Annotated in this window: 25 protein-coding genes; 13 read left to right on the top strand and 12 right to left on the bottom strand. The window is 69.9% G+C overall.

From position 1 onward, the window contains the following. Position 1: 1 nt before the first annotated feature. The 4 genes from U8D42_RS17570 to U8D42_RS17555 form a co-directional block, all read right to left on the bottom strand. Entirely contained in the window at positions 2-916 is a 915-nt protein-coding gene (locus U8D42_RS17570) for a class I SAM-dependent methyltransferase (protein WP_322859509.1), read from the bottom strand. A gap of 22 nt (positions 917-938) precedes the next feature. Then, on the bottom strand, positions 939-1,853 hold the full coding sequence (locus tag U8D42_RS17565) for a class I SAM-dependent methyltransferase (protein WP_431523784.1): 915 nt from the start codon (positions 1,851-1,853) through the stop codon (positions 939-941). Between the two features lie 10 nt (positions 1,854-1,863). After that, positions 1,864-2,814, bottom strand: coding sequence for a class I SAM-dependent methyltransferase (locus U8D42_RS17560; RefSeq protein ID WP_322859510.1), 951 nt, complete (start codon positions 2,812-2,814; stop codon positions 1,864-1,866). A 120-nt stretch (positions 2,815-2,934) separates the two neighbouring features. After that, entirely contained in the window at positions 2,935-3,582 is a 648-nt protein-coding gene (locus U8D42_RS17555) for a class I SAM-dependent methyltransferase (protein WP_431523783.1), read from the bottom strand. 74 nt (positions 3,583-3,656) lie between these two features. Here U8D42_RS17555 and U8D42_RS17550 point away from each other — a divergent pair, with 74 nt between their 5' ends. Next, complete coding sequence (locus U8D42_RS17550; protein ID WP_322859512.1) at positions 3,657-4,508, top strand: helix-turn-helix transcriptional regulator; 852 nt, start codon at positions 3,657-3,659, stop codon at positions 4,506-4,508. Positions 4,509-4,528: 20 nt separating this feature from the next. Here the strand turns inward: U8D42_RS17550 and U8D42_RS17545 are convergent, their stop codons facing one another. Genes U8D42_RS17545 through U8D42_RS17535 form a run of 3 tightly spaced genes read right to left on the bottom strand, consistent with a single transcriptional unit; the run spans position 4,529 to position 7,076 of the window. Continuing rightward, positions 4,529-5,446, bottom strand: coding sequence for an MBL fold metallo-hydrolase (locus U8D42_RS17545; RefSeq protein WP_322859513.1), 918 nt, complete (start codon positions 5,444-5,446; stop codon positions 4,529-4,531). After that, complete coding sequence (locus tag U8D42_RS17540; protein WP_322859514.1) at positions 5,446-6,099, bottom strand: L-fuculose-phosphate aldolase; 654 nt, start codon at positions 6,097-6,099, stop codon at positions 5,446-5,448. Before U8D42_RS17540 ends, U8D42_RS17545 begins: the two co-directional genes overlap by 1 nt. After that, complete coding sequence (locus tag U8D42_RS17535) at positions 6,096-7,076, bottom strand: NAD(P)-dependent oxidoreductase (RefSeq protein ID WP_322859515.1); 981 nt, start codon at positions 7,074-7,076, stop codon at positions 6,096-6,098. Before U8D42_RS17535 ends, U8D42_RS17540 begins: the two co-directional genes overlap by 4 nt. 30 nt (positions 7,077-7,106) lie before the next feature. On the opposite strand from U8D42_RS17535, the gene U8D42_RS17530 reads away from it, so the two are divergent. Then, complete coding sequence (locus U8D42_RS17530; protein WP_322859516.1) at positions 7,107-8,465, top strand: xylulokinase; 1,359 nt, start codon at positions 7,107-7,109, stop codon at positions 8,463-8,465. Between the two features lie 9 nt (positions 8,466-8,474). Continuing rightward, the gene (locus U8D42_RS17525; protein WP_085240497.1) at positions 8,475-9,158 is read left to right on the top strand and encodes a GNAT family N-acetyltransferase; all 684 of its coding nucleotides are present in this window, start codon (positions 8,475-8,477) and stop codon (positions 9,156-9,158) included. 12 nt (positions 9,159-9,170) lie between these two features. Here U8D42_RS17525 and U8D42_RS17520 read toward each other — a convergent pair whose 3' ends face one another. Beyond that, positions 9,171-10,076 (bottom strand): class I SAM-dependent methyltransferase, encoded by a 906-nt coding sequence (locus U8D42_RS17520; protein ID WP_322859517.1) that lies wholly within the window; start codon positions 10,074-10,076, stop codon positions 9,171-9,173. Positions 10,077-10,297: 221 nt separating this feature from the next. On the opposite strand from U8D42_RS17520, the gene secY reads away from it, so the two are divergent. From secY to U8D42_RS17490, 6 genes are all read left to right on the top strand, one after another. Then, positions 10,298-11,623, top strand: coding sequence for a preprotein translocase subunit SecY (secY, locus tag U8D42_RS17515; RefSeq protein ID WP_073879353.1), 1,326 nt, complete (start codon positions 10,298-10,300; stop codon positions 11,621-11,623). Beyond that, complete coding sequence (locus U8D42_RS17510) at positions 11,620-12,165, top strand: adenylate kinase (protein ID WP_085240495.1); 546 nt, start codon at positions 11,620-11,622, stop codon at positions 12,163-12,165. Before secY ends, U8D42_RS17510 begins: the two co-directional genes overlap by 4 nt. Before the next feature lie 2 nt (positions 12,166-12,167). Continuing rightward, on the top strand, positions 12,168-12,968 hold the full coding sequence (gene map, locus U8D42_RS17505) for a type I methionyl aminopeptidase (protein WP_085240494.1): 801 nt from the start codon (positions 12,168-12,170) through the stop codon (positions 12,966-12,968). Positions 12,969-13,070: 102 nt separating this feature from the next. Next, complete coding sequence (locus U8D42_RS17500; RefSeq protein WP_431523882.1) at positions 13,071-13,562, top strand: sigma-70 family RNA polymerase sigma factor; 492 nt, start codon at positions 13,071-13,073, stop codon at positions 13,560-13,562. A gap of 40 nt (positions 13,563-13,602) precedes the next feature. Then, complete coding sequence (locus U8D42_RS17495; RefSeq protein WP_090423383.1) at positions 13,603-14,322, top strand: anti-sigma factor family protein; 720 nt, start codon at positions 13,603-13,605, stop codon at positions 14,320-14,322. A 41-nt stretch (positions 14,323-14,363) separates the two neighbouring features. Beyond that, on the top strand, positions 14,364-14,870 hold the full coding sequence (locus U8D42_RS17490; protein ID WP_090422716.1) for a MarR family winged helix-turn-helix transcriptional regulator: 507 nt from the start codon (positions 14,364-14,366) through the stop codon (positions 14,868-14,870). 102 nt (positions 14,871-14,972) lie between these two features. Here the strand turns inward: U8D42_RS17490 and mmsB are convergent, their stop codons facing one another. From mmsB to U8D42_RS17470, 4 genes are all read right to left on the bottom strand, one after another. Next, positions 14,973-15,848: a 3-hydroxyisobutyrate dehydrogenase gene (mmsB, locus tag U8D42_RS17485; RefSeq protein ID WP_090423384.1), complete on the bottom strand. Its 876-nt coding sequence runs from the start codon at positions 15,846-15,848 to the stop codon at positions 14,973-14,975. A 10-nt stretch (positions 15,849-15,858) separates the two neighbouring features. Beyond that, positions 15,859-17,019 carry an acyl-CoA dehydrogenase family protein gene (locus U8D42_RS17480; protein ID WP_322859518.1) on the bottom strand — a complete coding sequence of 387 codons (1,161 nt, stop codon included), beginning with the start codon at positions 17,017-17,019 and terminating at the stop codon, positions 15,859-15,861. Positions 17,020-17,024: 5 nt separating this feature from the next. Beyond that, complete coding sequence (locus tag U8D42_RS17475) at positions 17,025-18,545, bottom strand: CoA-acylating methylmalonate-semialdehyde dehydrogenase (RefSeq protein ID WP_322859519.1); 1,521 nt, start codon at positions 18,543-18,545, stop codon at positions 17,025-17,027. An 85-nt stretch (positions 18,546-18,630) separates the two neighbouring features. Beyond that, entirely contained in the window at positions 18,631-19,509 is an 879-nt protein-coding gene (locus tag U8D42_RS17470; protein WP_322859520.1) for an SDR family oxidoreductase, read from the bottom strand. Positions 19,510-19,594: 85 nt separating this feature from the next. On the opposite strand from U8D42_RS17470, the gene U8D42_RS17465 reads away from it, so the two are divergent. The 4 genes from U8D42_RS17465 to U8D42_RS17450 are packed head-to-tail and all read left to right on the top strand — an operon-like array spanning position 19,595 to position 22,907. Further along, complete coding sequence (locus tag U8D42_RS17465) at positions 19,595-20,167, top strand: TetR/AcrR family transcriptional regulator (RefSeq protein WP_085240482.1); 573 nt, start codon at positions 19,595-19,597, stop codon at positions 20,165-20,167. A gap of 20 nt (positions 20,168-20,187) precedes the next feature. Continuing rightward, positions 20,188-21,615 carry an FAD/NAD(P)-binding protein gene (locus U8D42_RS17460; RefSeq protein ID WP_322859521.1) on the top strand — a complete coding sequence of 476 codons (1,428 nt, stop codon included), beginning with the start codon at positions 20,188-20,190 and terminating at the stop codon, positions 21,613-21,615. Positions 21,616-21,660: 45 nt separating this feature from the next. Continuing rightward, a complete protein-coding gene (locus tag U8D42_RS17455; protein WP_322859522.1) occupies positions 21,661-22,209 on the top strand; it encodes an RNA polymerase sigma factor in 549 nt (182 codons plus the stop codon). Further along, positions 22,206-22,907: a ubiquinol-cytochrome c reductase iron-sulfur subunit gene (locus U8D42_RS17450; protein WP_322859523.1), complete on the top strand. Its 702-nt coding sequence runs from the start codon at positions 22,206-22,208 to the stop codon at positions 22,905-22,907. Before U8D42_RS17455 ends, U8D42_RS17450 begins: the two co-directional genes overlap by 4 nt. Positions 22,908-22,929 lie beyond the last annotated feature (22 nt).

Raw genomic sequence — 22,929 nt, 5'->3', positions numbered from 1 at the left:
ACTAGCCGGTGAGCCCGCCGCTGATGAAGATGATCTCGCCGAGCGGGTCGTCGTTTTCCGGGGCGGGCACGTCGATGCCCTGGCGCGCAAACAGTTCCGTGCGGGTCGTGCCTTCGACGTCCCAGTGCTTGGACCGCAGGTAGTCCACGACATGGTTGCGTTCACCGGCGTAGACCAGTGACGCCATGTCGATGTCCACGCCGTGCTCGCGGAAGGAACCCGACATCTCCCGCACCTTGTCGGCGTCGAAATCGACGATGCCGGGCACGAATTCGGTGGCGATCGCGCTGCCGGGGGCGCTGAGCGCGGTGATGTTGTCGAACAGCCGGTCCTGGGCCTCCGGCGGCAGGTAGATCAGCAGACCCTCGGCCAGCCACGCGGTCGGCGCCGTCGTGTCGAACCCGGCCGCGGTCAGCGCGGCGGGCCAGTCGGCGCGCAGATCGATCGGCACGGTGCGCCGCGTCGCCGTCGGTTCGGCGCCGATGCCGGTCAACGCGGCGGTCTTGAACTCGATCACCCGGGGCTGGTCGATCTCGTAGACCACCGTGCCGTCCGGCCACGGCAACCGGTAGGCCCGGGAGTCCAGCCCCGAGGCAAGGATCACCACCTGCCGGATCCCGCCCTCCGTCGCCTTGACGAAGTAGTCGTCGAAGTACTTGGTGCGCACGGCCATTCCGTCGACCATCGCCTGCATGCGGACCGTCGAGACGTTCTCGATCGCGGCGAGGTCGAGCTCGCCGTCCATCATCTTGGTGAAGAAGTCCACCCCCACCGCGCGCACCAGCGGTTCGGCGAACGGGTCGTGGATCAGGCCGCGGGGATCCCTCGTCGCCATGGCGCGTCCGGCGGCCACCATGGTCGCCGTCGCGCCCACACTGGACGCCAGATCCCACTCGTCGTCGTGAGCGCGTGACATAGGCGAAACCCTAGTCAATCCGCTACGCCAGTGTCGCGGCGACGTAGCTCAACTCGCCGAAGGTGGCCGCCATCTCGTCCTCGGGGAATTCGAACCCGTTCCGGGCGTACAACTCCCGGGCCGGGTGCGCGGTCACCCGCCAGCCGTGCTCGGTCAGGTAGTCGGCGACGACGTTGCGTTCCCCGCGGTAGAACAGGTCGGCCGCGTTGAGGTTGAAGCCGAAGCGCTGCCATCGTTCGCTGATGCGCTGCAACCGCTCGTCGGAGAACGCATTGGGGTCCGGCACATGCTCGGTGGCCAGTCGGCTGCCCGGCGCGCTGAGCCCGGTGATGTTGTCGAACAGCCGGTCCTGGGCCTCGGGCGGCAGGTAGGGCAGCAGCCCTTCCGCGCTCCACGTGGTCGGCTGTGTCACGTCGAACCCGCCTTCGCGCAACGCGGCCGGCCAGTCGTCGCGCAGATCGATGGCGATCGCGCGGCGCTCGGCAGTGGGGGCGGCGCCGAGCCCGGCCAGCGTGTCGGTCTTGAACGCGATGACCTGCGGCTGATCGATCTCGTAGACGACGGTGCCCGCCGGCCACGGCAGCCGGTAGGCGCGGGTGTCCAGGCCGGAGGCCAGGATCACCGCCTGCCGCACACCATCTTTGGCGGCGCCGGTGAAGAAGTCGTCGAAAAACCGGGTACGAACCGTGATCTGCTCGGCCCGGGCCTTGCGGTTGAACAGCGGGTCGTCCTCGAAATCGACCTGCCCGTCCACGATGCGGATGAAAGGCTCCAGGCCAACGGCGCGCACCAGCGGCTCGGCCAGCGGGTCGTCGAGCAGCGCGTCGGGCCCCTGCGAGGCCACCGCGCGGGACGCCGCCACCATGGTGGCCGTCGCTCCCACGCTGTGCCCGGGTCCCCAGCTGTCGCCTTCCGTGCGTCCCGATTCCACAGTCATACAATGGCTCCTATTTCTTGTCCAAAGTGCCGCTGACGTAGAGCATTTCACCCATGCGCATGTCATCGTCCCCGAGCGGGGGAAGCCCGTTGGCCGAGAACAACTCCCGGATGGTGACGCCGTCCAGCGCCCAGCCCCGGTCGCGCAGGTACGGGGCCGCCTCGTTGCGGTCCCCGAAGTAGACCAGCCCCGCCATGTCGAGGTCGAAGCCGTGCGCACGCCAGCGTTCGGAGATTTGCTGCATGCGTTCCTTCATCTTGTCCTCGTCACCGGGCTCGGGGTTGGGCGCGCTTTCCACGGCCAACCGGCTGCCCGGCGCGCTGAGTTCGGTGATGGTGTCCAGCAGGCGGTCCTGCGCTTCCGGGGGCAGATAGCCGAGCAGGCCCTCGGCGCTCCAGGCGGCCGGCTGGGCCGGGTCGAAGCCGGCTGCCCGCAACGCGGCGGGCCAGTCGTCACGCAGGTCGACGGCCACCACGCGCCGGTCGGCGGTCGGCGTGGCGCCCAACTCGGCCAGGGTGCGCGACTTGAAGTCGATGACCTGCGGCTGGTCGACCTCGTACACGACCGTCCCGGGGGGCCACGCCAGCCGGTAGGCGCGGGCGTCCAGCCCCGAGGCCAGGATCACCGCCTGCGTGATTCCCGCGCGCGTCGCGTTGAGGAAGAACTCGTCGAAGAACCTGGTGCGGACCGCCATGTTGTCGGCCATCCGGGACATCGCGCCGGTGGACCCGGTCGCGCCGTCGTGCGCGTCGTTGAGCTCGTCGGGGTTCACCTCGCCGGTCGCCAGCCGGGTGAGCAGGTCCACGCCGACGGCCCGCACCAGCGGCTCGGCGAACGGGTCGTTGATCAGCGGACGCTCGGCGCGGGTGGCGACGGCGCGGGCGGCGGCGACCATCGTCGCGGTCACCCCGACGCTGGATGCCAGGTCCCAGGTGTCGCCCTCATACCTGGTGGAAGTCATGTTCGCCCCTCTTCAGGAGTAGCAAGGCTAATATTTAGCCAATTTAACAAGCTTCTCCCACTGTACGCCTGCACCGGTTGGCGGCAAGCTGGGCTGATGGCGCGCTGAACGCGACCCGCGTCAGGCGGGCCGGGTGGCGCGATAGTAGGTGAGTCGTCCGACGACGCGCTGCCGGTGCGTGGCGACCTGGGTGCAATCGAATCCCGCCGCCGTCAGCAGTCGCGGGATGGCGTCGCCGAGGTTGCCGGCCGCGTGGTGGCTGCGCAGGATGAGTCGTGCGCCCAGGCCATCGGCGGCGGTCAGGTCACCGCCGATGTCAACCAGGTGCAGCCGGCCGCCGGGGCGAAGGACGCGGAAGACCTCGGCTGCCGCGGCGGTTTTCGCGTCGTCGTCGAGATGGTGCAGCATCATCGATGACAGCACCCGGTCGAATTCGCCGTCGGCGTAGGGGAGTCGTTGCGCGTAGCCCTGGTCGAAGCGAATGCCGCTCAGCTTTACCGACTTTCGCCGCGCGCGGCGCAGAGCGCGCGGGTCGGGATCGCATCCGATCGCCTCCACGCGGGGATGGGCGCGTTTGGCACGGATGATCAGGTTTCCTGTACCGCAGCCGATTTCAAGGATCCGACGGCAATCGGCGAGCTCGGCCTGCGCGATGAGGGTGTCGTAGGCCGTTCGCATGCCCATCAGGCGTGACATCAGGTCGTAGGCCGGCAGCAGCGCGTCGTGGCCGGCGGCGGGCAGGTAGTCATGTGGATGATGTTTCGTCACATCACCCATGGTGAACCGCTGGCAAGCTCAGGAATTGGCTGATCATCGGTCAAAGTGGGACTATTTTTGGCGGCATGACGCGACCGACTCGGATGGTCCGGCGCAGGGCGGGCGTGCCGATCTATGCGTACCGCACGGATCCGGATACGCCCCCGGTGTCGGTGGTGCGGTCGGGTCCCGAGGATTTCGTCGAGCGCGGTCGCCACATCCACGACTTTCCGGCGCTCTGGTACCTGCCCTCGGCCTCGCTCGTCTACGTGGCGGCTCCGGGTCAGGTGCTCGACCCGGGGCGGCTGGAGGGCCGCGACGACGGTGTCGCGGTGTTCTTCGACCCCGCGGCGCTGGGCGAGGACGGGCGATCGCCCTGGCCGGCGTGGGGAGGGCACCCGCTGCTGTTCCCCTTCCTGCACGGGCGCGCGGGCGGGATCCTGCGGCTGGAGGTGCCCGCTGCGCGACGGCCGGCATGGGACGCGGCGATCAGGTCGATCGAAGCCGAGCTGCTCGCGCGGCAGGACGGTTATCGGCAGGCGGCCCTGGCGCATCTGACGCTGCTGCTGATCGATCTCGCGCGGCTGGCGGGACCGGCGGTGGCCGAGCTGCAGCGCGCCGGCGAACCTGTGCTGGCCGCGGTGTTCGATGCGATCGACCGGCGCCACACCGGGCCGTTGTCGCTACGCGATGTCGCCGACGAGCTCGGCGTCACCCCCGGACACCTGACCACCGTCGTGCGGCGCCGCACCGGACGCACCGTGGGCGAGTGGATCACTGAGCGCCGGATGGCCGCGGCCCGCGGGTTGCTGGCCGACACCGACCTGCCCATCCGGGAGGTCGCCAGGCGGGTCGGGATGCTCGATCCCGGCTATTTCAGCCGGCTGTTCAGCCGGGCGCACGGCGCCTCGCCGCGCCAGTGGCGGGGCGCCACGTAGCGGGCGGGATGCCGCACGCGTCAGAGGGATTCGAAGTCCAGCCAGTGGTCGACGTCGAACCGGTCCTCCTCGGCGCGGATCGTCGCACCGCCGCAGCCGGGGTAGTGCGCGGGGAGGACGGCCGCCTTCGCCCGGACCGCCTCGGTGAAGATCCGGCGGCGGGTCGCCGCGGCGGCCGGCGCGTCGACATCGAAGGCGCAGGCGTCGGCGGGGCGGCGGAGTTGCAGCGGGCTGTGGGTCAGGTCGCCCACGAAGACCGCCGGCTCGCCCGCATCCAGCCACAGCACCGAGGAGCCGGGGGTGTGCCCGGGGGCGGGCCGCAGCCGCAGCGACCGGCTGATCTGATAGTCATCCGACCATTGGACGAGCTGGCCCGCCGCGTCGATGGGCGCCACGCTGTCGGCGAACACCAGCCCGTCGCCTCGCTGCTGCGCCGCTTCCTCGTCGGTGCGCGGCGTCCGCCGCGCCGCGGGGCCGTCGGGCGCGAAGAAGTGAAAGTCGCCGGCGGGCAACAGGTATCGGGCGTTGGGAAACGTCGGCACCCACGTGCCGTTCTCAAGCATGGTGTTCCACCCGACGTGGTCGGAGTGGATGTGGGTGTTCACCACCACGTCCACGGCGGCGCGGTCGACGCCCGCCGACCCGAGCGCGGCCAGGAACCCGGTGTTGAGGTGGTCCAGGGGCGGCATGTGGGGACGCGGGCGGTCATTGCCGACACCGGTGTCCACCACGACGGTCAGCCCGTCGACCTCGATCACCCAGCTCTGGATCGCGATGTGCCACTGATCGGTCGAGGGGTCGAAGAAGTCCGGCACCAACAGGTCCGCGTTGTCCCGCCAACCCGATGGCGGGGTGTGCGGGAAAAATTGTGCTCCGAGGTCGAATTGGAGTTCGACTACCCGCGTCACGCGCGCGTCACCGAACCGGACGGGGCGCATCAGGCGTTCGCCCGCAGGTAGCCGTAGACGCCGGCGAAGTTGCGGTTCACGTCCTCGGGGATGGGCACCGCGCCGCCGAGCGCCCTTGCACCCCAGACGATCTGGGCGGTGCGCTCCACCAGTGCGGTGATGTGCAGCACCTTGTCCGGCCGCGGGCCCACGGCCACCAGGCCGTGGTTGGCGATCAACGCGGCGCCCCGGCCGTCGAGCGCCTTGACCGCGTTGGCGCCGACGTCGGGCGTGCCGGAGGCGGCGTACTCGGTGCACCGGACGTCGCCGCCGCAGTAGACGGCGAACTCGTCGATGCAGGCCGGGATCGGTTGGTGCGCAACCGCGAACATGGTCGCCCACACCGGATGGCTGTGGATGACGCTGCCGACGTCGTCGAACGCGCGGTAGCAGGCCAGGTGCAGCTGCATCTCCGACGACGGCGAGCGGCCGTCCGCCGCGTGCAGCACGGCGCCGTCCGGATCGACCAGAACGAGGTCGTCGAGCTGCATGTCGCGGTAGTCGACCGACGACGGCGTGATGACGATGTTCCCGTCGGAGCGCCGCGCGGAGATGTTGCCGGCGGTTCCCTCGACGAGGCCCCGGCGCAGCATGTCCTTGGCCGCGTCCAGCACCGCGGTCTCGGGGTGGGGGACCGATTTCATGAGACCAGCACCTCCGGGTTGACGATGTGGGCGGGCGGATCACCGGCCAGCAGCGCTTCGAGGTCGTCGGCCACCATTTGCGCCTGCCGCGCCTCGGTGTTCCACGTGGCGCCGCCGATGTGGGGCGTCAACACGACGTTGGGCATCCCGACCAGAGGGTGGTCGGTGGGCAGCCATTCGCCGACGAAGTGGTCCAATCCGGCGGCGGCCACCTTGCCCCCGCGCAGCGCCTCGACGAGCGCCTCGGTGTCGTGCAGCTGGGCGCGGGCGGTGTTGAGGAAGACCGCGCCGTCGCGCATGGCGGCGAACTGCGGCGCCCCGATCATGCCGACGGTGTCGTCGGTGACGGGCGCGTGCAGGGAGACGACATCCGCCTCACCCAGCAGCTCGTCGAGGCCGTGCCGCGCGTCGTCGTTGTACGGATCGTGGGCGATGACGCGCATGCCCAGCCCGGCCAGCCGCCACGCGGTGGCCCGGCCGACGGCACCCAGGCCCACCAACCCGGCGGTGCGCCCGGCGATCTCCCAGCTGCGGAACCGCTGATAGGGGATGGTGCCGTCGCGAAAGACGTTGCCGCTGCGGACATCCGCGTCCGCGGGCAGCAGCCCGCGGGTGGCGGCGAGCAGCAGGGCCACCGTCATCTCGGCGACCGCGTCGGCGTTGCGGCCCGGCGTGTTCAGCACCGGGACACCGGCCGCGGTGGCCCCGGCGACGTCGACGTTGTTGGGGTCCCCGCGGGTGGATGCGATCACCCGCAGCCCCCGCTCGAACACCGGCCCGGCCACCGAGTCGCTTTCCACCACAACGACATCGGCGCCTTCCGCGGCGATGCGGTCGGCCAGTTGCTCGGCGCTGTAGATCCGCAGCGGGCTCTGCTCGATCCAGGGGTCGTAGACCACGTCGGCCAGCTCGCGGAGCTTGGCGAAACCCGGCCCCCGCAGGGGGGCGGTCACCAGGGCGCGCGGTCTTGACGTCACGAACCCCAATGCTGGCGTACGGTGACGCCCGTGTCACGCGAAGACGTCACAATCGGCATCGACGTCGGCAGCACCGCGGTCAAGGCGGTCGCCGCGGACGCGGACGGCCGGGTGACGGCGCGGGTGCGGATCCCGCATCAGCTGCGGGTGCCGGCGCCGAACCGGCTCGAGCACGACGCCGACGAGGCGTGGCGGCGGGGACCGGTGGCGGCCCTGGAAAGGCTGGGCGGGCCGGACGTGCGCGCGGTGGCCGTGTCGGCGATGGTGCCGTCGCTGACGGCCGTCGACGCGGCGGGGGTGCCGGTCACGCCGGGGCTGCTGTACGGAGACGAGCGCGGCCGAACGCCGGATCAGCAGGCGCAGCCGCTGCCGGCCCTGGGCGAGGCCGCCGAATTCCTGCGCTGGACCGCGGCGCGGGCCCCTGACGCGGCCGGTTACTGGCCGGCGCCGGCGGTGGCCAACCACGCGCTGGGCGACGAGCCGGTGATCGACTTCGCCACCGCCGCGACCGCGTATCCGCTGTTCGACGGCACGGGCTGGAGTCCCGAGGCGTGCGCCGAACGCGGCGCGCGGCCCGACCAGATGCCGCGGGTCGAGAGCATGGGGGCCGCCGCGGGGCAGGTGCGCGGCCGCGGCACCGCGCTGGCGGTCGGCGCGATCGATGCCCTGTGCGAGCAGATCGTGGCCGGCGCGGACCGCGAGGGCGACGTGCTGGTGCTGTGCGGCACCACGTTGATCGTGTGGACCACCCTCGGAGAGGCCCGGCAGGTGCCCGGCCTGTGGACGATCCCCCACACCGCCGCGGGCAAGAGCCAGATCGGCGGGGCCAGCAACGCCGGCGGGCTGTTCCTCGGCTGGGTGGACCGCGTGGTTGCGGCCGGCGACCCTGCCGCCGCCCGGCCCGGGCGGGTGCCGGTGTGGTCGCCCTACATCCGCGGGGAGCGCACCCCGTTCCACGACCCCGATCGCCGGGCGACGCTGGATGCCGTGGACCTCACCCATGACGCCGCCGCGCTGCGCCGGGCCGCGTACGAGGCGTCGGGCTTCGTGGTGCGCCAGCTCATCGAACTGAGCGGGGCGCCGGTGGCCCGCATCGTCGCCACGGGCGGCGGCACCCGGATCGGGCCGTGGATGCAGGCGATCGCCGACGCCACCGGGCGGCCGGTCGAGGTGTCCGGGGTGCCCGAGGGCGCGGCGCTGGGTGCTGCCTTCCTCGCGCGCATGGCGGTCGGCCTGGAGACCGCGATCGCCGACGCGGCCCGATGGGCGCGCACCGAACGCGTCGTCGAACCCGACCCCGGTTGGGCGGCCGCGATCGAGGGCCGCTACCAGCGATTCCTGGAGCTGGGAAACCGCAGATGTAGCGCGCTACCTCCCCCGGCGTTTTAGGCTGGTGCAATGACCGACCACGACCGCAAAGCCGCCCGCCGCGAAATCGCCGACGCCCTGTTGAAAGCCCTTGAGCGGCGGCACGAAATCGCCGATGTCGTGGTGGAATCGGAGAACAAGGCGGCCGCGGTCGAGGCGATCGTCCGCCTGCTCGACACCTCTCATGTCGCCGCCGAAGCGGTGATGGGTATGTCCTTCGATCAGCTCACCATCGACTCGCGCCGCAAGATCCTGGCCGAACTCGAGGACCTGAACAAACAACTCAGCTTCACCCTCGGTGAGCGCCCGGCCAGCTCGGGGGAGACCCTCGAGCTGCGGCCGTTCTCCGCCGAGAAGGACCGCGACATCTTCGCCGCCCGCACCGAGGACATGGGCGCCGCCGGCGACGGCTCCGGCGGACCGGCCGGCAACCTCGACGACGAGATCAGCGCGGCGCTCGGACGCCTCGACGACGAGGAGGCCGCCTGGTTCGTCGCGGTCGACTCGGGCGAAAAGGTGGGGATGGTGTTCGGCGAGCTGCTGGGCGGCGAGGTCAACGTGCGGATCTGGATCCACCCCGGGCACCGCAAGAAGGGTTACGGCACCGCCGCGCTGCGCAAGTCGCGCACCGAGATGGCCTGGTGCTTCCCCGCCGTGCCGATGGTGGTGCGGGCGCCGGCCGCCAAGCCCGCCGAAGCCACGGCAAAGCCGTAGCCGCTCCGGGGTTCAGCTCAGCGTCGCGGTGACCGCGACGATGTTGCGCAGCTGCGACGTCTCGTCGTCCGGGAAGACGAGGCCGTAATCGGCGAAGTACTCCCGCCGCTCCCGGGTGCTGACCTGCCAGCCCCGGCCCGTCAGGTAGTCCACGACATTGCTGCGCTCGCCGTCGAAGAACAGCCCCGACAGGTCGATGTCGCAGCCCAGGTTGGCCCACCGCTCGTTGAACTGCTGCGCGCGTTCGGTCATCGTCCGACCGGAGTCGCCGTGGAACTCCGTGGCCAACATGCTTCCGGGCGCGCTGAGCTCGGTGATGTTGTCGAACAGCCGGTCCTGGGCCTCCGGCGGCAGGTACATCAGCAGGCCCTCGGCGCTCCACGACGTCGGCTGCGCCGTGTCGAACCCGCTGTGCCGCAATGCGTCCGGCCAATCGTCGCGCAGGTCGACGCTGACGGTGCGCCGGTCGGCGGTGGGGGTGGCACCCAGCCGCGTCATGGCGGCGGTCTTGAACTCGACGACCTTGGGCTGATCGACCTCGTAGACCACGCTGCCGGGCGGCCAGCCCAGCCGGTACGCGCGGGCGTCCAGGCCGGCGGCCAGGATCACCGACTGCCGGATGCCGTCGCGGGCGGCGTTGAGAAAGAAGTCGTCGAAGAAGCGGGTGCGCACGGCGATCGAATCCGTTTCCAGCTGCAGGTCCCGTTCGCCGTCGCGGGCATCGGCGGGAGCCACGTCGCCGTCCACCAGGCGGCGGAAGAACTCCAGGCCCACGGCCCGCACCAGCGGCGCCGCGAACGGGTCGTCGATGATCGGGTCGGTGCCCTCGCTGGCCAGCGCCCGGGCAGCGGCGACCATCGTGGCCGTGGCGCCGACGCTGGAGGCCAGGTCCCAAGTGTCTTGGTCAGTGCGTGTCATGGTGCTCCCATTTACTTAGCAAATGCAACGACTCCAGAGCACTTTACGCCCCACCGCTGACGGCTTCCTGTGCATTTATCGGTAGTCCGATGACGGGCCTGGACGGACTCACCGAGCCCAGCTGTTAGTCTCGTACACGGTTTGACGCGCGACGCCGTACGTCCTGGCCTGCGGGGTGTTGGGCGCGTATTGCAGGAGACCCCCGGCTCGCAGGAGGAAGAGTGCTTTCGGCTTTCATCTCATCGCTGCGGACAGTCGACCTGAGACGGAAGATCCTCTTCACGCTGGGCATCGTCGTCCTCTATCGGCTGGGCGCCGCCCTGCCGTCCCCCGGCGTCAATTTCCCCAACGTCCAGCAGTGCATCAAAGAGGCCAGCGGCGGCGCGGCCGGGCAGATCTATTCGCTGATCAACCTGTTCTCCGGCGGCGCGCTGCTGAAACTGACGGTGTTCGCGGTCGGGGTGATGCCCTACATCACCGCGAGCATCATCGTGCAGCTGCTCACGGTGGTCATCCCGCGGTTCGAGGAACTGCGCAAGGAAGGCCAGTCCGGCCAGGCCAAGATGACGCAGTACACCCGCTATCTGGCCATCGCGCTGGCGATCCTGCAGGCGACCAGCATCGTGGCGCTGGCGGCCAACGGCGGGCTACTGCAGGGCTGCTCGCTGGACATCATCGCCGACCAGAGCATCTTCACGCTGGTCGTCATCGTGATGGTGATGACGGCCGGTGCTGCGCTGGTGATGTGGATGGGCGAGCTGATCACCGAGCGCGGCATCGGCAACGGGATGTCGCTGCTGATCTTCGTCGGCATCGCAGCGCGCATCCCGTCCGAGGGCAAGACCATCCTGGACAGCCGTGGCGGGGCCATCTTCGCCGCCGTCTGCGTCGCCGCCCTGGCCATCATCGTCGGCGTGGTGTTCGTCGAGCAGGGGCAGCGCCGCATCCCGGTGCAATACGCCAAGCGCATGGTGGGCCGGCGCATGTACGGCGGAACGTCGACCTACCTGCCGCTCAAGGTCAACCAGGCCGGCGTCATCCCGGTCATCTTCGCGTCGTCGCTCATCTACATTCCGCACCTGATCACGCAGCTGATTCGCAGCGGCAGCGGTGGGGTGGGCAACAGCTGGTGGGACAAGTTCGTCGGCAGTTACCTGTCCGACCCCAGCGACCCGATTTACATCAGCATCTACTTCGGACTGATCATTTTCTTCACGTACTTCTACGTGTCGATCACGTTCAACCCCGACGAACGTGCCGACGAAATGAAGAAGTTCGGCGGGTTCATCCCCGGCATCCGGCCGGGCAAGCCCACCGCCGACTATCTGCGTTACGTGCTCAGCCGGATTACCCTGCCGGGCTCGATCTACCTCGGCGCGATCTCGGTGCTGCCGAACTTGTTCCTGCAGATCGGCAATGGCGGAGCGGTTCAGAATTTGCCGTTCGGCGGTACTGCGGTTTTGATCATGATTGGGGTTGGCTTGGATACGGTCAAACAGATCGAGAGCCAGCTCATGCAGCGCAACTATGAAGGGTTTCTCAAGTGAGGGTCGTTTTGCTGGGACCGCCCGGGGCGGGTAAGGGGACACAGGCCCAGAAGCTCTCCGAGAAGCTCGGGATCCCGCACATCTCCACCGGTGAACTGTTCCGCAGCAATATCGGGAACGGGACCAAACTCGGCCTGGAGGCCAAGCGCTATCTGGACGCCGGTGACCTGGTGCCCTCGGACCTGACCAACCAGCTCGTCGACGACCGACTGAACGATGCCGACGCGGCCAACGGCTTCATCCTGGACGGCTTTCCGCGGTCCACCGAACAGGCCAAGGCGCTGCACGCGATGCTCGAACGCCGGGGCACCGACATCGACGCCGTGCTCGAGTTCCGCGTCTCGCAGGAGGAGCTGTTGCAGCGGCTCAAGTCGCGGGGCCGCGCCGACGACACCGACGACGTCATCTTGAACCGGATGAAGGTCTACCGCGACGAGACCGCGCCCCTGCTGGAGTACTACCGCGACGAACTCAAGACGGTCGACGCCCTCGGCACGATGGACGAAGTGTTCGCCCGTGCCCTGCAAGCGCTGGGCAAGTAACCGTGAACCCGCTGGCGCGGCTGCGGAGTCGCAAAGTCGTGCCGCAGCGCACCGCCGGTGAACTCGACGCGATGGCGGCGGCGGGGGCGGTGGTCGCGGCCGCGCTGCAGGCGGTTCGGGCGGCCGCGGTTGCCGGAGTGTCCACCCTGGGACTCGACCACATCGCCGAGTCGGTGATCCGGGAGGCCGGCGCGGTGCCGTCGTTCCTCGGCTACCACGGCTACCCGGCGTCGATCTGCGCGTCGGTCAACGAGCGGGTGGTGCACGGGATCCCGTCGGCCGCGGAGATCCTGGCGCCCGGCGACCTGGTCTCCATCGACTGCGGAGCGGTGCTGGACGGCTGGCACGGCGACGCCGCGATCACGTTCGGCGTCGGCGCCCTCGACGCCGCCGACCAGGCGCTTTGCGACGCGACCCGGGAATCGCTGGAAGCCGGTATCGCGGCGATGGTTCCCGGCAACCGGCTGACCGACGTCTCGCACGCCATCGAAACGGGCACGCGAGCGGCGCGGGAGCGGCACGGCCAGGTGTTCGGGATCGTGGAGGGCTACGGGGGGCACGGCATCGGCCGGCAGATGCACATGGATCCGTTCCTGCCCAACGAGGGCTCGCCCGGCCGGGGCCCGCTGCTGGCCCCCGGGTCGGTGCTGGCCATCGAACCGATGCTGACCCTCGGGACGGGCAAGACCGTGGTGCTCGATGACGAGTGGACCGTCACCACCTCGGACGGGTCCCGTGCGGCACACTGGGAACACACCGTCGCGGTCACCGACGCCGGGCCGCGCATCCTGACGCTGCCTTAGCTGAACTAAACACGCGTTCGACTCGTTCCAGTAGTCGGAGGTGATCGAGTGGCCCGTGTGGCAGGTGGTTGGAGAGCATCCGGGGCTGCCGAAGCCGCCCTGATGAAGGCGCTGTATGACGAGCACGCGGCGGTCCTGTGGCGTTACGCGCTCCGGTTGACGGGGGACGCGAGCCAGTCCGAGGACGTCGTGCAGGAAACGTTGCTGCGGGCCTGGCAGCATCCGGAGGTCGTCGGGGACACCGAGCGCTCGGCGCGGGCCTGGCTGTTCACCGTCGCCCGCAACATGATCATCGACGACCGGCGCAGCGCGCGGTTCCGCAACGTCGTCGGCTCGACCGACGAGGCGGGTGCGCCCGAACGGTCCACCCCGGATGAGGTGAACGCGGCGCTGGACAAGCTGTTGATCGCCGACGCGATGGCGCAACTGTCCACCGAGCACCGCGCCGTGATCGACCGGTCCTACTACCGCGGCTGGACCACCGCGCAGATCGCCGCCGACCTCGGGATCGCCGAGGGAACCGTGAAGTCGCGACTACACTACGCCGTGCGGGCGTTGCGGCTCACTCTGCAGGAACTTGGGGTCACCCGCTGAGGGCTCCGAATGCTTAAAGGGTGATGAGGGAATGGATGACATGAAGACGCCGCTACGGGGAATCGGCTCACCGGACGATCCCTATGTGATGTGGGATGCCGCATACGTTTTGGGCTCGCTGTCGGCGAGCGACCGACGCGAATTCGAGGCGCACCTGGCGCACTGCCCGGCCTGCCGGGGGGCCGTCGCCGACCTGAGTGGTGTGCCGGCCCTGCTCTCGCAGCTCGGCGGGGACGAGGTGGCCGCGATCCACCAGGCCGGCCCCGCGCCGGCGACGCCGGAGCTGTCGCCGCAGTTGTTGCCGTCGTTGCTGGGCAAGGTGACCTGGCGCCGCCGCCGCACGCGGATCGTGACCTGGGTGGCCTCGTCGGCCGCGGCCGTGGTCCTGGCCGTCGGCGTGTTCGTCGGCGTGCAGGGGCACTCGTCGTCGCCGGCACCGCAGGTGGCCGCGGCCTCGGCGCCGATGGCGCAGGTGGGTACCACCCTGCTGGCCTCGACGGTGCAGTTGTCCAGCGAGCACTGGGGAACATCCATCAACCTGCGCTGCGTGTGCCTGGCGCCGCTCAACGCCCACCACGACACGCTGGCCATGGTGGTGGTGGATCGGGACGGCACCCAGACCCGGCTGGCGACCTGGGTGGCCGAACCCGGCCGCACCGCGACGCCCGCGGGCAGCATCTCGACGCCGGTCGACCAGATCGCCGCCGTGCAGGTGGTGGCCGCCGACAGCGGCCAGGTTCTGTTGCAGCGCTCGCTGTAGGGGCGGTTCACCGACCGACAGAGAGTGCGGTATGAAGGGGCGTGGCTGCCTCACGACCGCGCAAGCGCGACCCGATCGCCGCGGCGCGCGACAACTGGGAGCGCTCCGGTTGGGCCGACGTGGCGCCGGGCATGGTGGCGGTGACGTCGGTGATGCGCGCGCATCAGATCCTGCTGGCCCGCGTCGAGACGGCGTTGCGCCCCTACGACCTGAGCTTCTCCCGGTACGAGTTGCTGCGGCTGCTGGCGTTCAGCCGGACCGGCGCGCTGCCGATCACCAAGGCATCCGACCGGCTGCAGGTCCACGTCACGAGCGTGACCCACGCGATCCGCCGGCTGGAGGCCGACGGACTGGTGCGGCGCGTACCCCACCCCACCGATGGCCGCACCACGCTGGTGGAGATCACCGAGCTGGGCCGCTCGACGGTCGAGGACGCGACGGTCACGCTCAACGAGCAGGTCTTCGCCGATATCGGGATGTCCGAAACCGAAGCGCAGGAACTGGTTTCATCGATCGAGACGCTGCGCCGCAACGCGGGCGACTTCTGACGCCGGCGCGAGGAAGGACCGTCGTTCGCCGAACGTGCACTGAGGGCGATTTTCCCGGCGATATTTCGCCGTGAGTGCACGCTCGGCGCGCTGCTACCGCATTCAGCTCTCCCGCAGCATCTGGATCACCGCGCTGAAGTCCTTGTCGCCGTGGTCGGCCGCGAACTTGGCGTAGATCTCGGCGGCGTGAGTGCCCAGCGGCGCGGCCGACCCGGTGGAGGCCACCGCGTCCATGGCCAGGCCCAGGTCCTTGTTCATCAGCGCGGTCGCGAAGCCGGGCTTGAAGTCGTTGTTGGCCGGCGAGGTCGGCACCGGGCCGGGCACCGGGCAGTTGGTGTGTACGGCCCAGCAGTTGCCGGTTGCGCCGGTGATGACGTCGAAGAGGGACTGCGCCGACAGCCCGAGCTTCTCGGCCAGGACGAACGCCTCGCCGATGGCGATCTGCTGCACCGCCAGCACCATGTTGTTGCACACCTTGGCGGCCTGCCCGGCCCCCGGGCCGCCGCAGTGAACGACCTTGCCCGCCATGGGTTCCAGCACCGGCCGGGCGCGCTCCACGGCGGCCTCGTCACCACCCACCATGAACGCCAGCGTGCCCGCGACGGCGCCCTTCACGCCACCGGAAACCGGAGCGTCCAGCTGCGGAACGCCGTGCGATTGGGCGAGCGCGTGCACCTCGCGGGCGTCGTCGACCGAGATCGTCGAGCTGTCGATGAAGAGCGCACCGGCTTTGGCGGCGGGCAGCACATCGGTGTAGCAGCGCTTCACCAGGTCGCCGTTGGGCAGCATGGTGATCACTACCTCGGCCCCCGCCACCGCGTCGGCCGCGCTGTCGAACGTCGTGACCCCGTTGCCGGCCGCGGCGGCCGCCGCCGCGGGCACCGGGTCGAACCCGCGCACCGGGTGACCCGCGGCCACCAGGTTCGCCGACATCGGCCCGCCCATGTGGCCCAGGCCAAGAAAAGCGATGCTCGTCATGGTCGCCTTTCTACGCGCCCGCACGCACCCGCGCGGCCTCGGCCCTGCCGATGACCACGCGCATGATTTCGTTGGTGCCCTCCAGGATTCGGTGCACCCGCAGATCGCGGACGATCTTTTCGAGGCCGTACTCGCGCAGGTAGCCATAACCGCCGTGCAGCTGCAAAGCCTTGTCGGCCACCTCGAAGCAGGTGTCGGTGACGTAGCGCTTGGCCATCGCGCACAGCTCGACCTTGTCTGGGTCGTCGTTGTCCAACGCATCGGCGGCCCGCCACAACATCATTCGCGAGGTTTCCAGCCCGGTGGCCATGTCGGCCAGGGTGAACCGGATGGTGGGCTCGTCGAGCAGGGCCTTCCCGAACGCCTCGCGATCCCGTACGTAGGCGGCCGCCTTGTCGAAGGCGGACTGCGCGCCGCCGAGCGAGCACGCCGCGATGTTGAGCCGGCCGCCGTTGAGGCCGTTCATCGCGATGCCGAAGCCGGCGCCCTCGCCGTCGGCGCCGCCCAGCATCGCGTCGGCGGGCACGCGGACGCCATCGAAGATCACCTGCGCGGTGGGCTGGGCGTGCCAGCCCATCTTCTCTTCCAGCGCCCCGAAACTGAGCCCCGCAGTACCCTTTTCGACGACGAATGCCGAGATGCCGCGCGGACCGTCCCCGCCGGTCCTGGCCATCACCACGTAGACGTCCGAGGCGCCCGCGCCGGAGATGAACTGCTTGACGCCGCTGAGCACGTAGTCGCCGCCCTCCCGGACGGCGCGGGTGCTCAACGCGCTGGCGTCCGACCCGGCGCCCGGCTCGGTGAGGCAGTAGCTCGCGATGACGTCCATCGCCGCCAGCCGCGGCACCCAGGCCTTGCGCTGTTCGGCGGTGCCGAACGTGTCGATCATCCACGCGCACATGTTGTGGATGGACAGGAACGCGGCCGTGGTCGGGTCGGCGATCGCCAGCTGCTCGAAGATGCGGACCCCGTCGAGCCGGCGCAGTCCGCTGCCGCCGACGTCCTCGCGGCAGTAGATCGCCGCCATGCCGAGCTCGGCGGACTCGCGCAGCACGTCGGTCGCGAAGTGCTGCGTCGCGTCCCATTCCAGGGCGTGCGGGGCGAGGCGTTTGGCCGCGAACGCTGCCGCCGTCTCGGTGATGACCCGCTCGTCGTCGTTCAAGGTGAACATATTGGCTAATCCATTGTGGGAATCACGAATTCGGCGCCGTCCTTGATGCCGGACGGCCACCGCGACGTGACGGTCTTGGTCTTGGTGTAGAAGATGATCGACGAGGGGCCGTGCTGGTTGAGGTCCCCGAACCCGGAGCGCTTCCAGCCGCCGAATGTGTGATAGGCCACCGGCACCGGGATCGGCACGTTGACGCCGACCATGCCCACCTGCACGCGGGACACGAAGTCGCGGGCGGCGTCGCCGTCGCGGGTGAAGATTGCCACGCCGTTGCCGTACTCGTGTTCCGAGGGCAGCCGCAGCGCCTCTTCGTAGTCGTGGGCGCGCACGATGCACAGCACCGGACCGAAGATCTCGTCGGTGTAGATCGACATGTCGGGGGTGACGTGGTCGAACAACGTCGGGCCGATGAAGAAGCCGCCCTCGAGGTTGGCGTCACCGAAGGTCAGGTCGTCACTGGCGCGTTCGCGGCCGTCGATCACCAATTCGGCGCCCGCCTCGACGCCCTGGCCGATGTAATTGCGTACCCGCGCCAGGGCCGCCTCGGTGACCAGCGGGCCGTAGTCGGCCTTGGGGTCCAGGCTGTGCCCGACCCGCAGGTTGTTGATCCGGTCAATGAGCCTGGCGCGCAGCCGGTTTGCCGTCTGTTCGCCGACCGGCACCGCGACGCTGATCGCCATGCAGCGCTCGCCGGCGCTGCCGTACCCGGCGCCGATCAGCGCGTCGACGGCCTGGTCGAGGTCCGCGTCGGGCATCACGATCATGTGGTTCTTGGCGCCGCCGAAGCACTGGGACCGCTTGCCGGTCGCGGCGGCAGTCGAGTAGATGTAGTGGGCGATGTCGGAGCTGCCGACGAAGCCCACGGCCTGGATGTCGGGGTGGTGCAGGATGGCATCGACGGCCTCCTTGTCGCCGTGCACGACCTGGAACACGCCGGGCGGCAGACCGGCCTCCAAGAAGAGTTCGGCCAACCGCACCGGGACGGAGGGGTCGCGCTCACTCGGCTTGAGCACGAACGCGTTCCCGCACGCGAGGGCTGGCCCGGCCTTCCACAGCGGGATCATGGCCGGGAAGTTGAACGGCGTGATGCCGGCGACCACGCCCAGCGGCTGGCGCAGCGAGTAGACGTCGATCCCGGGGCCGGCGCCCTCGGTGTAGTCGCCCTTGAGCAGGTGCGGGATGCCGATGGCGAACTCGATCACCTCGATGCCGCGTTGGACGTCGCCGCGCGAGTCGGCGACCGTCTTGCCGTGCTCGAGGGACAGCATCTCGGCCAGCTCGTCCATGTGGTCGTTGACCAGCCCGATGAACCGCATCATCACCCGGGCGCGGCGCTGCGGATTCCAAACCGCCCAACCTTTCTGGGCCTCGACGGCCGAGGCCACCGCGGCGTCGATCTCGGCCTTGCCCGCCATCGGCACCTGGGCCTGCACCTCACCGGTGCTGGGGTTGTAGACGTCGGCGGTGCGGGTGGACCGGCCGGCGGTGCGCTTCCCGTCGATGAAGTGCGGGATCTGTGTGGTCATGGTGTCCTCGGGTTCGTACGCGCGTGAGAGGCGGATACTTGGATATCCTAGTAACCGCCGCCGGGAGCCGCAAGGACGCCAGGGCTCACGCCGGATAGTTGCCCGCCCCGAGGTCGGCCAGCAGGCTCGGCTGGGTGGGTTGCCAGCCGAATTTCTCCCGGGTCAGCTCGCTCGACGCCGGCTGGTCCATCGCGAAGACCGAGCCGAGGAACCCGAAATGGTCGGCCGGGACCGCTTTGGTGGGCACGCCCAGTTCGCGCCCGATGGCTTCGGCGAGCGCGCGCATCGGATCCCCCTCATCGGCGACCGCGTGCGCCACGGTGCCGGGAGCGCCCTCTTCGAGAACCAAACGAAACAGGTGCGCGGCGTCAAGAACGTGCACGGCCGGCCAGCGCTGGCTGCCGTCGCCGACATACCCCGACACCTCGCTGCGGCGAGCGGCCTCGATGAGCAGGGACGCGAACCCGCACGGGCCGCCCGCCCGGTGCACGGACCGGGGGAGGCGGACCACTGCCGACCGGACTCCCTTGGCGGCCAGTTCCAGCGCGGCCGCGGCGTTTCGGCCGCGGCCGCCGATGGGTCCCTCGGTCGGCGCTGCGTCCCGTTCGGTGGCGGCGCGGCCGGGGATCACGGGCGTGCCCGAGGCCATGACGAACGGCTTGCCGCTGCCCTCGAGAGCGGTGCCGAAGGCCTCGACGGCGCCGGCTTCCTGGGCGACCGCCTTGCCGAAATCGTCAAAATGCAGGAAGGCGAGGTGAATGACCCCATCGGACTCCGCGGCACCCTTGCGCAGGCTCTCTGGATCATCGAGATCGCCGCGCAACACCTCGGCGCCCAGGGACCGGGCGGCCCGTTCCGCCGCGTCGGAACGGGCCAGCGCGAAAACCTCGTGGCCCGCGCCGATGAGCTCGGGGACGACGGCGGAGCCGATGCCGCCGGTGGCGCCCGTGACGAAAACCCGCATGAGCAACTCCTTCGGGTGATGGGACATTTGTCTCATCACCCTACCAAAGTGATGAGACAAATGTCCCATCGCTTACGATGTCGGGATGCCGCGATGGGAACCTGATGCACGTGCACGGCTGGTCGCCGCCGCGCTGCAGCTGTTTTCCGAGCAGGGCTACGACCGGACCACGGTTGCCGAGATCGCCGATCACGCCGGGCTGACCAAGAGCACCTTTTTCCGGTACTTCCCCGACAAGCGGGAAGTGCTGGCGGCCGGTCAGGAGACCCTGGCGCGACTGCTGACCGACGGGATCGCCTCTGCGCCCGCGGATGCGAGCCCGCTCGCCGCGATCGCGGCCGGGCTCGTGCGGGCGGCCGGGCCGATGGCACCGTTCAATCGCGAGCTCGCTCCCCGAGTGCAGGCCGTCATCGCCACCAGCACCGAGTTGCAGGAGCGCGACGCCCTCAAACAGGTCGGCCTCGCCGCGGCCATGGCGGACGCGTTGCGGGCGCGGGGGGTGGCCGACCGGGCGGCGACTCTGGCGGCCGAGATGGGAGTGCTCGCCTTCAAGGAGGCATTCGCCGCGTGGCTTGCCGCGGATGACGACCAAGACCTGGGCGAACTGGCTCGTAAAGCGCTGGATGACCTCCGCGCCGCGGCCGCCGACATCGGCTGAGCGCGCTAGCCTTCAGGCGTATGCACACCATCGAGGCCGACTACCTGGTGGTCGGCGCGGGTGCCATGGGGATGGCGTTCGTCGACACGCTGGTGTCCGAGACGGACGCACGCGTGGTGCTGGTCGACCGCAACCACCAGCCGGGCGGGCACTGGACCATGGCCTACCCGTTCGTGCGGCTGCACCAGCCCTCGGCGTTCTACGGCGTCAACTCGCTGAGGTTGGGCGGCGACTCGATCGACCGTATCGGCTGGAACCAAGGGCTTTACGAGTTGGCCACCGCGGCCGAGGTCTGCGCGTACTACGACCACGTGCTGCGCAGGCAGCTGTTGGCGAGCGGACGCGTCACGTACTTCCCGATGAGCGAATACCGCGGCCAGGAGGGCGGTGAAGGCCACTTCACCACGCTGGCCGGCGTGGACTACACCGTCGCCGCGGCGCGCCGCATCGTCGACGCCACCTACATGCGCGTCACGGTGCCGGCCATGCGCCCGCCGCCCTACCCGGTCGCGCCCGGGGTCACCTGCGTGCCGCCCAACGACCTGACGAAACTCGGCGCGCACGAGCGTTACGTGATCGTCGGGGCGGGCAAGACCGGCATCGACACCTGCCTGTGGCTGCTCGGCCAGGGCATCGCGCCCGAACGGCTGACCTGGATCATGCCGCGCGACTCCTGGCTGCTGGACCGCGCGAGGATGCAGCCCGGGTCGTTGTTCGCCGACCAGATCAAAACCAGCTTCATCGCGCAGCTTCGCGCCATCAACGACGCCATGTCCGTCGAGGACCTGTTCGCGCGGCTCGAGGAGTCCGGCGGTCTGCTGCGGATAGACCCGGCGGTCCGTCCGACCATGTATCGCTGCGCGACCGTCACCCGCCTGGAACTCGAGCAGCTGCGACGCATCGCCGACGTGGTGCGGCTGGGCCACCTGCTGCGCGTCGAGGCGGACCGGATGGTCCTCGACGACGGCGCGGTGGCGAGTGACCCCGACGCCCTGTACATTGACTGCACCGCCGACGGCGCCGAAAAGCGTCCGGCGACATCTATTTTCGATGACGGCCGGATCACGCTGCAAAGCGTGCGCGGATGCCAGCAGATCTTCAGCGCCGCGCTGATCGCCCACGTCGAATCCGCGTACCACGACGACCCGGCGAGGAACGAGCTGTGCGTGCCGTTGCCGCACCCCGACACGGACCTGGACTGGCTGCGGGTGGCGCTGGCCGACTACAGCAATCAACTGCGCTGGCTCGCCGACCCCGAGCTCACCGCATGGATGTCCGCCGCGCGCCTGGACCTGTTCGGTCACCTGATCGGCCATCTGCTGCCGCCGGCGTCGGCGAAGCCCCGGGTGCGCGAGCGGATGCTGGGCATCGCCAAGTCGGTGTTCTCGGCCACCGCCACCAAACTCGACCAGCTGCTCAGTGAACAAACCTCGCTCGCCGCGCCGTGATACCCGGTGTAACCCGACTCGATATTCATCGGGTGGAGGAGGCACGTGGCGGCACGAAACGAGTTTGTCGAACGACCCCTGCGGGCGGTGCCCGACAGCGGCTTTGACGATGGCTACCCCGACTGGGAGGCCGTATATCAGGACAACGCATCCTGGGTTTACCGCACGCTGTTCGCCCGGGTGGGCAACCGGGCCGACGCCGAGGACCTCACCGCGGAGGTCTTCATGGCCGCGCTGCGGCCGCTGCGGCTGACCGCGAGCGTCGCCGAGGTGCGCGCCTACCTGCGGGTCACCGCGCGCACGGTGCTGGCCGCGCACTGGCGGCAGACGCTGGGCCGGGAGATAACCTCGATCGACGACGTCGAACAGCCACCGGAGAGCGAGGAAGCGATCAGCACCGCGCCCCAGCGTGTCGCCCGGGTGCTCGACAACCTGCCGGACCGCTACCGGCGGATCCTGGAATTGCGTTTCCTGCAAGGACGTTCGATCAAGGACTCGGCCGCGGAGCTCGGGGTCAGCGTCGCCAACGCCAAGGTGCTCCAGCATCGGGCGCTGCGGCTTGCGGCGCAGGTCAACGAGGGAGGCCCAGCATGAACGCGCGAGGGTTGCGCCGATACGTCGACGACCTGGTGCGGGGCCGGCGGCCGAAGCCGTTCGCCCCCGACGCCTTCGAGGCCGCACAGCTGCGCACGGCGATCGAACTGCGCGCCGCCGGGCGCAGGGACCAGGCCCCGAGGCAGGCATTCCTCGACCACCTGCACCGTCGGCTCGGCGAGCAGATGTCCGGCGCGCGACCGCAACCCGTGCGCACGCACAACAGCACCCGCCGCCAGGTCATCGTCGGTACGTCGGCCGCCGCGGCTGCCGCGGTCACGGCGGTGTCGATCGACCGAGCGGTGATCACCGGTCAATCCGGCGGCGTCCCCGCCGCCGACAACGCGCCGCTGAAGCCCAACGCCGGAAGCTGGCAGCGGGTGGCGGCCAGCTCGGATGTGCCGGACGGCGTCATGCATCCCTTCGACCTCGGTTCCGTCACCGGCTTTGTCCGCCGCGTCGACGGCAAGCCCCAGGCCATCTCCGGGGTGTGCACGCACCAAGGGTGCCGGCTCTGGTTCGACGCGCCCGACGACACTCTGCGCTGCCCGTGCCACTCGACCTCCTTCTCACCCGGCGGCCAGGTGCTCACCCATCAACTGCCGATCGCGCCGAAGCCGTTGCCCGCGTTGCTGGTTCGTGAGGTCGACGGCGTCATCGAGGTGTTCGCACCCGCCGGCCCCCACCAGCCTGCCTGAGCGGTGTAACGCGCCGCCCTAT

This window comes from Mycobacterium europaeum, from assembly GCF_034555895.2.
Taxonomy (GTDB): Bacteria; Actinomycetota; Actinomycetes; order Mycobacteriales; family Mycobacteriaceae; genus Mycobacterium; species Mycobacterium europaeum.
The sequence above is the reverse complement of the archived record's forward strand: the minus strand, read 5'-3'. Positions and strand labels throughout refer to the sequence as shown.